The 13,639-nt window shown below is 61.4% G+C and carries 13 protein-coding genes; 6 read left to right on the top strand and 7 right to left on the bottom strand.

Going from position 1 to position 13,639, the window contains the following annotated elements; translation table 11 throughout:
* Positions 1-49: 49 nt before the first annotated feature.
* The 3 genes from VXL81_RS02345 to VXL81_RS02355 all read right to left on the bottom strand — a co-directional run bounded on the left by VXL81_RS02345 (position 50) and on the right by VXL81_RS02355 (position 2,589).
* Entirely contained in the window at positions 50-397 is a 348-nt protein-coding gene (locus VXL81_RS02345; RefSeq protein WP_340547219.1) for a hypothetical protein, read from the bottom strand.
* A 62-nt stretch (positions 398-459) separates the two neighbouring features.
* On the bottom strand, positions 460-1,161 hold the full coding sequence (locus VXL81_RS02350) for a GntR family transcriptional regulator (RefSeq protein WP_416552795.1): 702 nt from the start codon (positions 1,159-1,161) through the stop codon (positions 460-462).
* 60 nt (positions 1,162-1,221) lie between these two features.
* Positions 1,222-2,589, bottom strand: coding sequence for a formimidoylglutamate deiminase (locus tag VXL81_RS02355; RefSeq protein ID WP_416552797.1), 1,368 nt, complete (start codon positions 2,587-2,589; stop codon positions 1,222-1,224).
* 74 nt (positions 2,590-2,663) lie between these two features.
* Between VXL81_RS02355 and hutI the strand changes: the two genes are divergently transcribed.
* From hutI to hutU, 4 genes are read left to right on the top strand one after another with little or no spacing between them, the layout of a single operon-like run.
* Positions 2,664-3,878 carry an imidazolonepropionase gene (gene hutI, locus VXL81_RS02360; protein WP_416552799.1) on the top strand — a complete coding sequence of 405 codons (1,215 nt, stop codon included), beginning with the start codon at positions 2,664-2,666 and terminating at the stop codon, positions 3,876-3,878.
* Positions 3,875-5,398 (top strand): histidine ammonia-lyase, encoded by a 1,524-nt coding sequence (hutH, locus tag VXL81_RS02365; RefSeq protein ID WP_416552801.1) that lies wholly within the window; start codon positions 3,875-3,877, stop codon positions 5,396-5,398. Before hutI ends, hutH begins: the two co-directional genes overlap by 4 nt.
* Positions 5,395-6,177 (top strand): N-formylglutamate deformylase, encoded by a 783-nt coding sequence (hutG, locus tag VXL81_RS02370; protein WP_416544579.1) that lies wholly within the window; start codon positions 5,395-5,397, stop codon positions 6,175-6,177. The genes hutH and hutG overlap by 4 nt, the downstream gene beginning before the upstream one ends.
* Positions 6,174-7,853 (top strand): urocanate hydratase, encoded by a 1,680-nt coding sequence (gene hutU / locus VXL81_RS02375; RefSeq protein WP_416552803.1) that lies wholly within the window; start codon positions 6,174-6,176, stop codon positions 7,851-7,853. The genes hutG and hutU overlap by 4 nt, the downstream gene beginning before the upstream one ends.
* Positions 7,854-7,994: 141 nt before the next feature.
* Here hutU and dapD read toward each other — a convergent pair whose 3' ends face one another.
* From dapD to VXL81_RS02390, 3 genes are all read right to left on the bottom strand, one after another.
* Entirely contained in the window at positions 7,995-8,822 is an 828-nt protein-coding gene (gene dapD, locus VXL81_RS02380) for a 2,3,4,5-tetrahydropyridine-2,6-dicarboxylate N-succinyltransferase (RefSeq protein WP_340547212.1), read from the bottom strand.
* A 124-nt stretch (positions 8,823-8,946) separates the two neighbouring features.
* A complete protein-coding gene (locus VXL81_RS02385; protein ID WP_340547211.1) occupies positions 8,947-9,546 on the bottom strand; it encodes a GntR family transcriptional regulator in 600 nt (199 codons plus the stop codon).
* Between the two features lie 58 nt (positions 9,547-9,604).
* On the bottom strand, positions 9,605-10,540 hold the full coding sequence (locus VXL81_RS02390) for a threonine/serine dehydratase (protein ID WP_340547210.1): 936 nt from the start codon (positions 10,538-10,540) through the stop codon (positions 9,605-9,607).
* 193 nt (positions 10,541-10,733) lie between these two features.
* On the opposite strand from VXL81_RS02390, the gene VXL81_RS02395 reads away from it, so the two are divergent.
* A complete protein-coding gene (locus tag VXL81_RS02395) occupies positions 10,734-11,582 on the top strand; it encodes an LOG family protein (RefSeq protein WP_340547209.1) in 849 nt (282 codons plus the stop codon).
* A gap of 79 nt (positions 11,583-11,661) precedes the next feature.
* Here the strand turns inward: VXL81_RS02395 and VXL81_RS02400 are convergent, their stop codons facing one another.
* Entirely contained in the window at positions 11,662-11,871 is a 210-nt protein-coding gene (locus VXL81_RS02400) for a hypothetical protein (protein ID WP_340547208.1), read from the bottom strand.
* Between the two features lie 506 nt (positions 11,872-12,377).
* Between VXL81_RS02400 and VXL81_RS02405 the strand changes: the two genes are divergently transcribed.
* Complete coding sequence (locus VXL81_RS02405; RefSeq protein WP_416538112.1) at positions 12,378-13,619, top strand: metallopeptidase; 1,242 nt, start codon at positions 12,378-12,380, stop codon at positions 13,617-13,619.
* The last annotated feature ends 20 nt before the right edge of the window (positions 13,620-13,639 follow it).

The raw sequence follows: 13,639 nt of genomic DNA on the forward strand, positions 1-13,639 counted from the left end.
CTGTCGCCGTTTAGGCGGCAGTCTGGTCGGCAGACGCGAGACCTGCGTGCTAGTGCAGGGTTGCAGGCCCGTCGTCAAAAAAGGGCGTCATCTGCGCAACGATCACCGAATTCTCATCCAGTGCACGCTGCATCAGCTCACGTTCCTCATCCGAGATGTCGTGATCCTCGGCCTCGCGATCGGCCAATGTGCCATAGCCGGTGACATCCAGCGGCGCGGTATCGGCCTGCTTCAGAATTGCAACGGTTTCACGCACGGCTTCAGCCTCATCCACGCCAGAGGCATAGATCATCAGGGCGGCACCAGTGGCCCCTTCGGGCAGACCATCACCTTCCTTGCGACCGATCTGAACCACAAGCGTGTAGACCTGCTGACGGGAGATTTTCTTTTTTTCCATGCGCTCGCCATATCCCTGCGGCATGGGTTTGGTCAATACGGATCGCCGCTTGGTCGGGCGATCTAATAGCGGCTGCGCATCTGGTAGCCGGGACGGAAACTCATCCGAACAAAGGTGACCGGCTGGGCCTGAAACCAGGTCGACCGCTCCATCTGGAACAGTGGCGCGCCAACCGGACAGGCAAGATACTCGGCCAATTCAGCATCCGCAGCAATGGCACCAAAGCTCAGCTCGGCGGTGGAAAACGGCACCTCGGCGAGCAGCCATTCATTTGGTCCGACCGCACTAAAATCGGCCTCTGTCACCTTTGGCACCGCGGCGATATTGATCCAGCGATCTTCATATTGGAACGGCTGGTTGTCGCCATAGTGCATGGCGCGCACGTGCAAAACGGGCGACGCTGGTGCCAGTTGCAATTGCGATGCCAGCCAGCCCGGCGCCGGACCCTCTCTCCGGTGGACCAATGCGTAACGGTAGGTGGCATTTCGGTCCTCGACCAGCTGCCGCGTCAGCGTGATCTCCAGCTTGGCTTGTTTCACGGGTAACATTGCCACCCGCGTTCCGCTTTTACGCTTGCGGTCGATGATACCTCGCTCCGCCAGCTCACGCAGCGCACGGTTCACAGTGGCGCGGGCACATCCGAATTCCTCAGCCAGTTCCTGCTCTGTCGGCAACAGGTCGCCCTGCGCCCAGACCCGGTCTTGAATGCGTTTCAGCACGTTGTCACGGACATCCTGAAAACCCATTTTTGTCCGTTCTACCATACCTGTCCCCCAGTCTGCTCGACCACTGCTCCGGCAGCCAGCGCGCAGCAGTGTCTTCTGTTAAAGCGCGTCAAGGAGCGCAGCAACCGCTGAGGCATAAGCCGCGATGATCTGATCACGCTTTGCATGGCGCCCGCCGCTGACGACATGACGCCCTGCAGACCAGACATCGCTGACCACGGAATCATCGGAAGCGAAGCAAAGACCATCAAGGAGCTGGTCCGGGCGCAGCGCACATAGTGAGACATGCGTCGTATCAAAAGCCATCAGATCCGCCAGAGCACCGACTTCCAGACGACCGGCCTCGCGGCCAAGCGCCTGCGCACCACCCTCGGCCGCACCCAGATATAGGGTCGTTCCGACGGACCCCTCTTGCGGTACCATCACATTGCGCGCCAGATCCCGCAGCCGCTGCGAATACTCAAGCATGCGCAGCTCTTCCGACAGGGAAATCCGCACGTTGGAATCTGATCCGACACCGAAGTTCCCTCCGTGGCTCAGAAACGCCGCACCGTTGAAGGGACCGTCGCCCAGGTTGGCTTCGGTAATCGGGCAGAGGCCGGCCACGGCACCGCTCTGCGCCAGATCGCGGGTTTCCTGCGCTGTCATATGGGTCGCATGGATAAGGCACCAATCTGCGCCGACACCGCAATTCTCCAGCAACCACTCTACCGGTCTCGCTCCCAGCCAAGTGCTGATATCGGTCACTTCCTGCGGTTGCTCTGCAATATGTATATGCACCGGCGCGCCCGACCGCAGCGACAGGACCTCTTTCAGATCCTGTGGTGCGGTTGCCCGCAGCGAATGCGGCGCAATGCCGACACGCGCATCTGACGGCAGGCTCTTCGTCACCATCGAACGACAATCGGACAGAAGGTCCGCATAGCGCGCCACATCATTGCCAAACCGCTGCTGACCCCCGGAAAGAGGCACCTGCCCTGCCCCGCCATAGCTGTATAAAACCGGCAGATGGGTCAGTCCGATCCCGGTCAGGTCCGCCGCCGCAAAGACGCGATTGCTCAACTCGCCCAGCGCGGCATAGGGCCGTCCCCCGGATTGGTGGTGCACATAGTGGAACTCCCCAACCGAGGCATAACCCGCCTCCAGCATTTCCATGAAGACCAGTCCAGCAATCGCCTCATAGTGTTCGGGTGTCAGGTGATCGACAAATTGATACATCAGCTTGCGCCATGACCAGAAACTCTCTTTCCCCGAGACGCGCGTTTCGGTCATGCCCGCCATGGCCCGCTGGAAACTGTGAGAATGCAGATTGGCGAGGGCCGGGACCAGCGCCATGACACAATGATCTTGAGGCTGTGCAACCGCGCCGGGTTCAAGCGTGACGATCCGACCATCCGCAACCGTCAATCGCAGATCAGTGACCCACCCCTGAGGCAGGCGCGCGTGGTGTGCAAATATTGACTGCATTTGCCCCTCTTATGTATAGACATAATAATGTTATATACATACATTCATATCATCAAGCTTTTTGCGAGGATGCCATGAACAGCCCCCGTTCCTATCTGATCTGCGACGCTACGCTAGCCACGATGGCCGATAGGGACGCCCCCTACGGTCTGATCAGAGACGGTATCGTCGCAGTGAAAGACGGCAGCATCCAGTGGGTCGGCCCAGAGGATCAGCTGCCAGAAGACTATGAAAACTGGGACCGTGTCTCGATGGGCGGGCGCCTGATCACACCGGGTCTGGTCGACTGTCACACCCATATCGTCTTTGGCGGCAACCGGGCGCTGGAGTTTGAAATGCGCCTAAATGGGGCCTCTTATGAAGAGGTCGCACGCGCTGGGGGTGGCATCGTTTCGACCGTTTCAGCCACCCGCGAGGCGTCGCTGGAGCAGCTGGTACAGGGCGCGCTCCCGCGTCTGGATGCCCTGATCGCCGAAGGTGCCACGGTGGTGGAGGTGAAATCCGGCTACGGGCTGGATCTGGACACCGAACTGAACATGCTGCGCGCCGCCCGCCGTCTGGGCGAGCTGCGCCCGGTGACGGTGAAAACCACCTTCCTGGGCGCCCATGCGACGCCTGCTGAGTACAAAGGCCGCGACGATGACTACCTCGGCGAGGTCTGCATCCCCGCCCTGCGCGCCGCCTTTGCGGAGGGGCTGGTGGATGCGGTCGACGGCTTCTGCGAAAACATCGCCTTTGCGCCTGCGCAGATCGAACGGGTGTTCAAGGTTGCCAAGGAACTTGGCCTGCCGGTGAAACTGCATGCCGAGCAGCTGAGCCATCAGGGAGGCACCGCATTGGCGGCAAAGTACGGTGCGTTGTCAGTCGATCACGTGGAATACGCCACCGAAGACGACGCCCGGGCGATGGCCGCCTCGGGTTCTGTTGCGGTGATCCTGCCGGGTGCGTTCTACACCATCCGCGAAACCCAGATGCCGCCGGTTGAGCACTTCCGGACCCACGGCGTGCCGATGGCGCTGGCGACCGACTGCAACCCCGGCTCCTCGCCGCTGACCTCCTTGCTGCTGACGATGAACATGGGCTGCACCCTGTTCCGGATGACCCCGGAGGAGGCGCTGGCGGGTGTCACACGCAACGCAGCCCGCGCGCTGGGGCTGGCGGACCGCGGAGAGATTTCCGCTGGGATGCGCGCCGATCTGGCGGTCTGGGACGTGGAAACGCCCGGCGAACTCGCCTACCGCATCGGCTTCAACCCGCTTTACTCCCGTATCTATGAGGGCAAACAATGATCGAGATGATCCCCGGCACGGTGACGCTGTCCACGCTGGAAGATATCTACCGCAACCTGATCCCGGCCAGGCTGGATGCCTCGGCCCGTGCGCCGGTGGAGGCCGCAGCGCAGATGGTGGCCGATGCCGCTGCCGGAGAAGAAGCGGTCTATGGAATCAACACCGGCTTCGGCAAGCTGGCCTCGACCAAGATCGCACCGGAAGACACCGCCACCCTGCAGCGCAACCTGATCCTAAGCCATTGCTGCGGGGTAGGGGAGGCGCTGCCGGAGGACAAGACCCGGCTGATGATGACGCTGAAACTGCTGTCGATGGGCCGCGGCGCCTCCGGCGTGCGCTGGCTGGTGATCGAACAGATCGAACAGATGCTGGCGCGCGGCGTGGTGCCGGTGATCCCGTCGCAGGGCTCGGTCGGCGCCTCTGGCGACCTGGCGCCGCTGGCGCATATGGCGGCGGCGATGATCGGGGCAGGGGAGGCCACGTTCGAAGGCACCCGCATGTCCAGCCTTGATGCCCTGAAAAAGGCCGGGTTAGAGCCTATTGTGCTGGGTCCCAAGGAAGGCCTGGGGCTGATCAACGGCACCCAGTTCTCGACCGCCTGCGCCTTGGCCGGTTTGTTTGACGCCTGGCGCATGGCGGAGGCGTCGATGGCGATTGCCTCGCTCACCACCGACGCTATCATGGGCTCCACCGCGCCGCTGGTCGCCGACATCCATTCCTTGCGCGGCCATGCCGGGCAGATCGACGTGGCGCGTGAAATGCGCGGGATCATGGATGGCTCGGAAATCCGCGAAAGCCACCGCGAGGATGACACCCGGGTGCAGGATCCTTACTGCATCCGCTGCCAGCCGCAGGTGGTGGGCGCGGCGCTGGACGTGCTGCGGATGGCTGCCCGGACGTTGGAGATCGAGGCCAACGCCGTAACCGATAATCCGCTGGTGCTGGTGAACGAAGGCGGGATCGTTTCGGGCGGCAACTTCCATGCGGAATACGTGGGCTTTGCCGCCGATCAGATCGCGCTGGCGGTGGCCGAAATCGGCGCCATCGCGCAGCGCCGGGTGGCGCTGATGGTCGACCCGACGCTGAGCCACGATTTGCCGCCGTTCCTGACGCCTGACCCGGGCCTGAACTCCGGTTTCATGATCGCCGAGGTGACCACCGCCGCGCTGATGAGCGAGAACAAGCATCTGGCCAATCCCTGCGTGACCGACTCGACGCCCACATCGGCCAACCAGGAGGACCACGTGTCGATGGCGGCCCATGGCGCGCTGCGTCTGGGACGGATGAACGCCAATCTGTCGGTGATCCTGGGCGTCGAAATGCTCTGTGCTGCGCAAGGGGTGGAGGCGCGTGCGCCGCTGCAGACCTCCGCGCGGCTGCAGGACGTGCTGGCAACGCTGCGGGCCGATATCCCCGCGCTGGCAGAGGACCGCTATCTGGCGCCGGATATTGAATCCGCCAGCGCCATGGTCCGCGCAGGCCGGGTTGCTGAGGCCGCTGGCGTGAAGGTGGCGGCATGATCGAAGTGACCCAAGGCAGCTCGCCGCTGGTACTAGGCTTGCCCCACACCGGCACCGATGTGCCAGCGGAAATCTGGGAGTGTCTGAACGAGACGGGCAAGGCGCTAGCGGACACAGACTGGCATATCCATGACCTCTATTCCGGGCTGGCGGAGGACATCACAACCGTCCGTACGCCAATCCACCGCTATGTGATCGACGTGAACCGCGATCCGGGTGGTATCAGTCTCTATCCAGGGCAAAACACCACCACTTTGGTGCCGCTGACCGACTTCGACGGGCTGCCGATCTGGCAAGAGGGCAAGGAGCCGGGTGAGGCGGAAATCGCGCGCCGCCGCGATGCCTACCACGCCCCCTATCACGCGGCGCTGATGGCGGAGCTGGAGCGGGTGAAGGCGAGCCACGGTTTTGCGATCCTTTATGACTGCCACTCGATCCGCGGCGACATCCCGTTCCTGTTCGAGGGCCGCCTGCCGGATTTCAACGTGGGCACCAACATGGGGCAGACCTGCGACCCTGAAATCGAGGCGCTGACCGTGGCCCGTTGCGTGGCGGCGGAGGGTTATACCTCCACCCTCAACGGGCGTTTCAAGGGCGGCTGGACCACCCGCCATTACGGGCGGCCCGCGGAGGGCTATCACGCCATCCAGATGGAACTGGCGCAGGCCACCTACTGCCAGGAAAGCCCGCCCTGGACCTATCTGCCGGAGCGCGCGGAAGCCCTGCGCGCCCATCTTACCAAAATTTTCACCGATCTTCAGACCTGGAGGCCCGCATGAGCGATCCCCGCAAGAACACCCGCGACATCTTCCCGCCGACCGGCACGGAGCTTAACGCCAAGTCCTGGATGACCGAGGCGCCGCTCAGGATGATGATGAACAACCTGCACCCCGACGTGGCCGAAAACCCGCATGAGCTGGTGGTGTACGGCGGCATCGGCCGCGCCGCGCGCACCTGGAAGGATTTCGACCTGATCGTCGAGACCCTGAAAAACCTTGAGGAAGATCAGACCCTTATGGTTCAGTCGGGCAAGCCCGTGGGCGTCTTCCAGACCCACAAGGACGCGCCCCGCGTGCTGATCGCCAACTCCAACCTTGTGCCGCATTGGGCCAACTGGGACCACTTCAACGAGCTCGATAAGAAGGGCCTGATGATGTACGGCCAGATGACGGCCGGCTCCTGGATCTATATCGGCACCCAAGGCATCGTGCAGGGCACCTACGAGACCTTTGCCGAAGCCGGCCGCCAGCATTACGGCGGCGACCTCAAGGGCAAATGGATCCTGACCGGCGGCCTGGGCGGCATGGGCGGCGCGCAGCCGCTGGCAGCCGTGTTTGCCGGTGCCTGCTGCCTGGCGGTGGAGTGCAACCCGGACTCGATCGATTTCCGCCTGCGCACCAAATACCTCGACGAGAAGGCCGAAACCCTGGACGAAGCGTTGGAGATGATCGAGCGCTGGACCGCTGCGGGCGAGGCGAAATCCGTGGGCCTTCTGGGCAACGCGGCAGAGATCTTCCCGGAGCTGGTGAAGCGCGCCGAAGCAGGCGGCATCCGTCCTGATATCGTCACCGACCAGACCTCTGCCCACGACCCGGTCAACGGCTACCTGCCGCTGGGCTGGACCATGGGCGAGTGGAAAGAGCGCCGCGAAACGGACAAGAAAGCGGTAGAAAAGGCCGCCCGCGCCAGTATGCGCGTGCAGGTCAAGGCGATGTGCGATTTCCATGCGATGGGCGTTCCCACCGTCGATTACGGCAACAACATCCGCCAGATGGCGCTGGAGGAAGGGCTGGAAAACGCCTTTGACTTCCCCGGCTTCGTGCCCGCCTATATCCGCCCGCTGTTCTGCCGCGGCATCGGCCCGTTCCGCTGGTGCGCGCTGTCGGGCGATCCGGAGGATATCAGGAAGACCGACGCCAAGATGAAGGAGCTGTTCCCGGAGAACGAGGGCCTGCACCGCTGGCTGGACATGGCGCAGGAGCGCATCGCCTTTCAGGGGCTGCCTGCGCGGATCTGCTGGATCGGCCTGGGTGATCGCCACAAGGCGGGCCTCGCCTTCAACGAGATGGTCCGCAATGGCGAGCTGTCAGCGCCGGTCGTCATTGGCCGGGACCATCTGGACTCGGGTTCCGTGGCGTCCCCGAACCGCGAGACCGAGGCGATGATGGACGGCTCCGACGCGGTGTCCGACTGGCCGCTCTTGAACGCGCTGCTGAACACGGCCTCCGGCGCGACCTGGGTGTCGCTACACCACGGCGGCGGCGTTGGCATGGGCTTCTCGCAGCATTCCGGCGTGGTGATCTGCTGCGACGGCACCGAGGACGCCGACCGCCGCATCGGCCGCGTGCTGTGGAACGACCCGGCCACCGGCGTCATGCGCCATGCGGATGCAGGCTATGACATTGCCAAGGACTGCGCGCGCGAACACGGGCTGAACCTGCCCGGTATCCTCTAACGCCAAAGGGGCTCTGCCGCTCGGCCTGCCTGTCATCTTTCCAAGAATACTCTGGGGACCGGGGCAAGGCCCCGGCGATTAGCACAAATAAAAACGCGCCCTGTGGGGCGCGTTCCATGAGCTCGAACTGAAGGGATGGGATCAGTCGCGCAGCAGCTCGTTGATCCCGGTCTTGGATCGGGTTCTTTCGTCTACCCGTTTCACGATCACCGCACAGTAGAGGTTGACGCCATTTTTTGAGGGCATGGAGCCGGCGACCACCACCGAATAAGGCGGCACTTCGCCATACATGACTTCACCGGTCTCGCGGTCCACGATCTTGGTAGATTGGCCGATGAACACACCCATTCCAAGGACAGATCCTTCACGCACGATGCAGCCTTCAACCACTTCGGAGCGCGCGCCAATAAAGCAATTGTCTTCAATGATGGTCGGGCCTGCCTGCATCGGCTCCAAGACACCGCCAATACCGACACCACCGGAAAGATGAACATTCTTGCCGATCTGAGCGCAGGAGCCAACGGTTGCCCAGGTGTCGACCATCGTGCCTTCGTCGACATAGGCACCAAGGTTCACGAAGGATGGCATCAGGACCACGCCGGGGGCGATATAGGCCGATTTGCGAACAACGCAGTTGGGAACGGCCCGGAATCCAGCCTCTTTCCATTCGGATGCGCGCCACCCTTTGAACTTGCTGTCGACCTTGTCCCACCACCCAGAACCCTGGGGGCCGCCGGATTGCTCTTCCATATCCTTGATGCGGAAGCCCAGAAGAACGGCTTTCTTGGCCCATTGATTGACATGCCAATCCCCGTTGTCCTGGCGCTCGGCCACGCGCAGTTTACCCGAATCCAGGGCGTTCAACGTGTCTTCGATAGCCTCGCGCTGCTCACCTGTGGTGGCGGATGTGATGGTGTCACGGGCCTCCCAAGCGGCCTCGATTGCGGTTTCCAGCTGGGCGTTGGACATCTGGGGTTTCTCCGGCGTGTGGTTGGTTTCGCCGCTACATAACCTCATTTTACTCCGGGGTCATGTGCGGATTGCGTCAATATCCCCACCCGCAGCGGCCAATCGTGGCGGCAGCGGCGTGGTTCTAGCGGACCCGCCGCAGATGGCGGCGTAGAATATCGCAGGCGGTGGTTACATCCCGACGTCGCATGGCCTGCACGATCAGCGCATGATCGGTGTCGACACGTTGGCTCCAGCGGTGTTTCCAATTGGCAAAAAGATGACGAGCCGAGGCAATATGCAGGTCGTCAATTGTCGCCAACAAACGCGGCATTGCACAGGGCGACAAGATGACCCGGTGAAAGGCGCGGTTCTTTTGCTCCCAATCGGCCATGTCTGTTGCGGCATCGCAGGCGAGTCTTGCGGTGTCTGCCGCTTCCAGCTCCGAGGGTCCCAGATGGGCAAAGGCGTTTTGCAAGGCCAGCAGCTCGAGCGAGACGCGCATTTCGATGACTTCGCGTATTTCCGAAGGGTCCAATGCTGTCACCCGCATGCCACGCCGTGGAATCGACTGGGCAAGTCCGTGCGCCTCCAGTCTCAACAGGGCCTCGCGCACCGGAACGTGGCTGGCGTTGAACTCGCGTGCAATATGGTCCTGACGCAGCTTTTCGCCGGCAGGCAGAGCGCCGGTCACGATCCGTTCGCTCAGCGCGTGGTAAATTCGGTCGGAGATCGTAGCGCTCATGCAGCGTCGCTCCGACGTCGGGGCTCGATCACAGATCCCGGCCCAGCGCTATGCAGGATCATGAGGTGCCTCCAACTGGATCATTGGCGATATTGCCACCGCAGAGCAGCACCGCAACCCGCTCACCTGCTGCCGGCTGGTAGATGCCGCTGGTCAGAGCAGCCAATGCGGTTGCCCCTGCCGGCTCCACCAGCAGGCGGCGTTCCTGCCACAGCGCCGTCTGGGCCGCGGTGATTGCATCGTCGGGCACCGTCACCGAGGTCACCGCATGTGATTGAGCCTCAGCCAGCTCGTAGCAGATATTGCCGATCCGCCGCGCGCCGAGAGCATTTGCAGCCACGCCTGAAACCTCAACATCGACGGGCTTGCCTGCGGCAAGCGCGCTATTTAAGGCCGAACTGGTTTCCGGCTCAACCGCCACGATCTTCTTCGATCCGCCATACCAGGCCATGGCGCCCGCTATCAGCCCGCCTCCGCCCACCGCAATCAATAGCGTGTCAGCCACGAGCCCCTGTGCGTCCCATTCCGCAAAGCAGGTACCCTGCCCGATAACCGTTGCCGGTGCGTCATAGGCATGGACCTGCATTGCACCAGTCCGCTGCTCGTAGGCCTGCGCTTTCTCAAGGGCATTGGCATAGGCGCCCGGAACAACCTCGAGATCCGCGCCGCAGGCTCTGATCAATGCGATCTTTGCCGGGCCAGCCATTTCCGGAACATATACACGCGCGCGAAAGCCGAGCCTCTTGGCAGCGTAGGCGACCGCCGCGCCATGATTGCCGCCGGATGCAGCCACCAGCCCAGCCTCCGGCACCGATCCGCCCAAAAGCGTGTTGAAGGCACCACGCGCCTTGAAGCTGCCGGTGTGCTGCATATGCTCCAGCTTCATCATGATCGGATGGTCGAAGCCGAAGCCGACGGTTTCCAATATCGGTGTGCGCTGAATATAAGGGCGGATCCGCGTTTCAGCGGCGCCAATATCTTGTGTCCAATGCATGAGCAGTCCTCTTTTCCCGTCGGCGCGCTGACCGTAAGCCCTGTGCCAGCTTGTGCAAGCCCTCCTTGCATCTTCGATGGGCTTCACCCCGGATCACCTTCATATCAAGGCGATGGATCCGGGCTAGCGTCACGCCCGCCAAAGCGGTAGAAATAGAACTCCGTATTTTTTGAAATAACATAGCAGGTTTGCAATGAATGACGATCGCCATAGCCGATTCCGGGATGCACATTCTGACAGGGATCGCGCCGAGCATATGCCATCGACACCGCAGACCGAATCTCCGGCATACCGGCTGGCCTTTGCAGACGAAGATTTTCTCTGTCGCGAGGAGCTGCGCCCGGTTCGGTTGCAGCTTGAGCTGCTGAAACCGCAGTTGATGCTGGATGAGCATGGTATCGAAAGCACCATCGTCATGTTCGGTGGTGCACGTATCCCGGCGCCAAAAGACAAGGCGCAAGCGCGCACGCAGACGCTTCGGGACCTGTCCCATTTCTATGATGAAGCTCGCAAGTTCGCTAAACTCATGACCGAGAAATCAATGACCACAGGCGGCAGGAAAGATGTCATCGTGACCGGCGGCGGACCTGGGGTGATGGAAGCAGGCAATCGCGGCGCAGTTGATGCCGGCGGCGCCTCTGTCGGGCTGAATATCGTGCTGCCCCATGAGCAGGCACCAAATGAATTTGTCACGCCGGAACTCTGCTTTAACTTCCACTATTTTGCGATCCGGAAGATGCATTTCCTGATGCGCGCCCGGGCCATTACCGTGTTTCCCGGCGGCTTTGGCACGCTGGACGAGATGTTCGAAAGCCTGACGCTGATCCAGACCGGCCGCATGGAACGCGTACCGTTCCTGCTGTTTGGCCGTGAGTTCTGGGAAAAAATCATCAACTGGGACGCTCTGGCGGATGCCGGAACCATCTCGGAGGAAGATCTTGACCTGTTCCGGTTCGTGGAAACCGCCGAGGAGGCGATTCACATCATCGACAACTGGGAGCCGGCACCGCCCCGTGACAGCTTGCCCGGTCGTAACGGCTGATCACCCAGGAATCCCCGTCGCGCCGCCAAGCGCGCGTGGCGGGGCCTGCCGAAGGGAACCGTCCCTTGAAAGGGATGGCTCAGGCGAATTCAGGCGGCAGAACACCCAGTGGCTTGCCGTGGGGCAGACGTGTCAGAACTTGCGCGCCTTCGATATCCTTGATCGCATAACCATAGCCACGCAGGCGAAACTTCCATTCACGCGGGCTCAACGCCTTGCCACGTTCCTCGCGAACCAGATCCAATACGGTGGGCTCAATCGGCGCAGCGGCCGCTGTATGACTTGCCATGATCTCTTTCCCTTCCATCGACTGTCTACAATTTGGAAACTGTTCTGTTGGAATGGCGGAAATGTACCCGGATTGTGGAAATTTCTGGGCAGCACCGCGATTCTTGATGCGCGCAGCAGTAAATACGCGCCGACAACGCAAGATCAGACCAACTGGTGACGATTCAATCGGTGACCGCTCCTGTTCCCCGGTCGCGACAGTTCTCAATCATCAGAATCGGTCAAATTTAATGCTATTGTTCACAATGTGAGGCTTTGGCGCCGAAACGCCATTTTTCGCAGCCCCGAGGAGCGACATCCGAGAGGGAGCCTGGGCGATCAGGTTAAGCCTCTGAATAAACAGAAATATCAAGCGCATCACAGAACTGAAACTTGGGGTACCGACCGGCCCAGTTCGTGCCCTTTCTATCTGTAGCGGCGTCGAGCGCCCCAAAAATTCCCCAAGAATCGACCCATCAGCGCCACATTCATTGACCAGATTGACGACAACCCAAGTGGAGTTGTCGCATGCCCCGAGTTTCGGATTATTCAGCCCTTCTATACTACCTCGACGGCGACCACTTCCGTTGGAATGCCCCGGCGGATCTGGGAACGCAGGCCATCATCACCTACAGCTTTACCGAAACAGGTAGCCTCGCGGATCCGGCTGAGAGCGACCCCTATGGCGCGACCGAATATTGGGCCTTTGATGACGATCAACGCGATCTGTTTCGCGAAAGCCTGTCTCAATACGAAGATATTTCGGGGGTGCGTTTCATCGAAGTCGAAGGCCGAGGCATGATCAATGCCTTTGGCTCGACCGGTAGCACGGCGGGCGGCTGGGCCAATATTGCGATGTCCGGGGATGGCTTCACCGGTCGCGGTGACCTGACCATCGACACAGCCATCATGACCAAGGGTACCTATGGTTATGTTACGCTTTTGCATGAGGTTGGCCATGCCCTTGGCTTGCAGCATTCGCATGATGGCGGGCTGACGCTGGACCACCACGCCGACACGCCTGAAAACACGGTAATGACATACAATCACAGCCCTACATATGTAACGGAGCTGGGTACGTTCGACATTCAGGCGATGCAGCACGTTTATGGAAGCAGCGACAGCTTCGCAGGTTGGCAGATCCTCGGCGGTGGCAGTGATCCCATTATCATCCGAAGCACAAATGCGGCGGAAACGGTGATCGGCACCGACCAGAACACCACGATCAACGCCAGAGGTGGTAATGACCATGTTCAGGGGCGCGAGGCAGATGATACCCTGCGCGGTGCCGGTGGTAGCGATACTATAATCGGGGGCTTGGGCGAAGACCGGCTGTTCGGCGGCAGTGGTGCAGATCTCTTGATAGGCGGCACCACTGATGATGCCTATTCCGGCGGTAGCGATAGCGACATCCTCCACGGCAAGCGTGGGCACGACCTGCTCCATGGCGGATCCGGCGACGATCAACTGCTGGGCGGGGTCGGCCGTGACACGCTGGTCGGCGGCGATGGCAGCGATACGCTGACCGGCGGCTCCGGTGCGGATACTTTTGTCTTCGATCAGGCAGATGCCTATGACGTCAACCGGATCACCGACTTTGGCCGTGGCGCAGATGTGATTGACGTGTCTGGCCTCTGGATCGGCAGTCTCGACCAGCTCGACATCGTCGAAGATAACGGCAGCACCACCATCTCCTATTCCAATTGGTTCGAAGTGGAATTGACCAACTACACCGACACCCTCACGGGAGCGGATTTCATATTCAGTTGAGGCAGCCGGGGACCTGCCTG

Source organism: Phaeobacter sp. JH204B (genome assembly GCF_048055755.1).
Classification (GTDB): Bacteria; Pseudomonadota; Alphaproteobacteria; order Rhodobacterales; family Rhodobacteraceae; genus Phaeobacter; species Phaeobacter bryozoorum.

Coding starts and splice junctions, on each gene's coding strand:
- hutU (WP_416552803.1), top strand. CDS start 6,174: ATGAGCGATCCCCGCAAGAACACCCGCGACATCTTCCCGCCGACCGGC.
- VXL81_RS02405 (WP_416538112.1), top strand. CDS start 12,378: ATGCCCCGAGTTTCGGATTATTCAGCCCTTCTATACTACCTCGACGGC.
- VXL81_RS02400 (WP_340547208.1), bottom strand. CDS start 11,871: ATGGCAAGTCATACAGCGGCCGCTGCGCCGATTGAGCCCACCGTATTG.
- hutI (WP_416552799.1), top strand. CDS start 2,664: ATGAACAGCCCCCGTTCCTATCTGATCTGCGACGCTACGCTAGCCACG.
- VXL81_RS02385 (WP_340547211.1), bottom strand. CDS start 9,546: ATGAGCGCTACGATCTCCGACCGAATTTACCACGCGCTGAGCGAACGG.
- hutH (WP_416552801.1), top strand. CDS start 3,875: ATGATCGAGATGATCCCCGGCACGGTGACGCTGTCCACGCTGGAAGAT.
- hutG (WP_416544579.1), top strand. CDS start 5,395: ATGATCGAAGTGACCCAAGGCAGCTCGCCGCTGGTACTAGGCTTGCCC.
- dapD (WP_340547212.1), bottom strand. CDS start 8,822: ATGTCCAACGCCCAGCTGGAAACCGCAATCGAGGCCGCTTGGGAGGCC.
- VXL81_RS02355 (WP_416552797.1), bottom strand. CDS start 2,589: ATGCAGTCAATATTTGCACACCACGCGCGCCTGCCTCAGGGGTGGGTC.
- VXL81_RS02345 (WP_340547219.1), bottom strand. CDS start 397: ATGGAAAAAAAGAAAATCTCCCGTCAGCAGGTCTACACGCTTGTGGTT.
- VXL81_RS02395 (WP_340547209.1), top strand. CDS start 10,734: ATGAATGACGATCGCCATAGCCGATTCCGGGATGCACATTCTGACAGG.
- VXL81_RS02350 (WP_416552795.1), bottom strand. CDS start 1,161: ATGGTAGAACGGACAAAAATGGGTTTTCAGGATGTCCGTGACAACGTG.
- VXL81_RS02390 (WP_340547210.1), bottom strand. CDS start 10,540: ATGCATTGGACACAAGATATTGGCGCCGCTGAAACGCGGATCCGCCCT.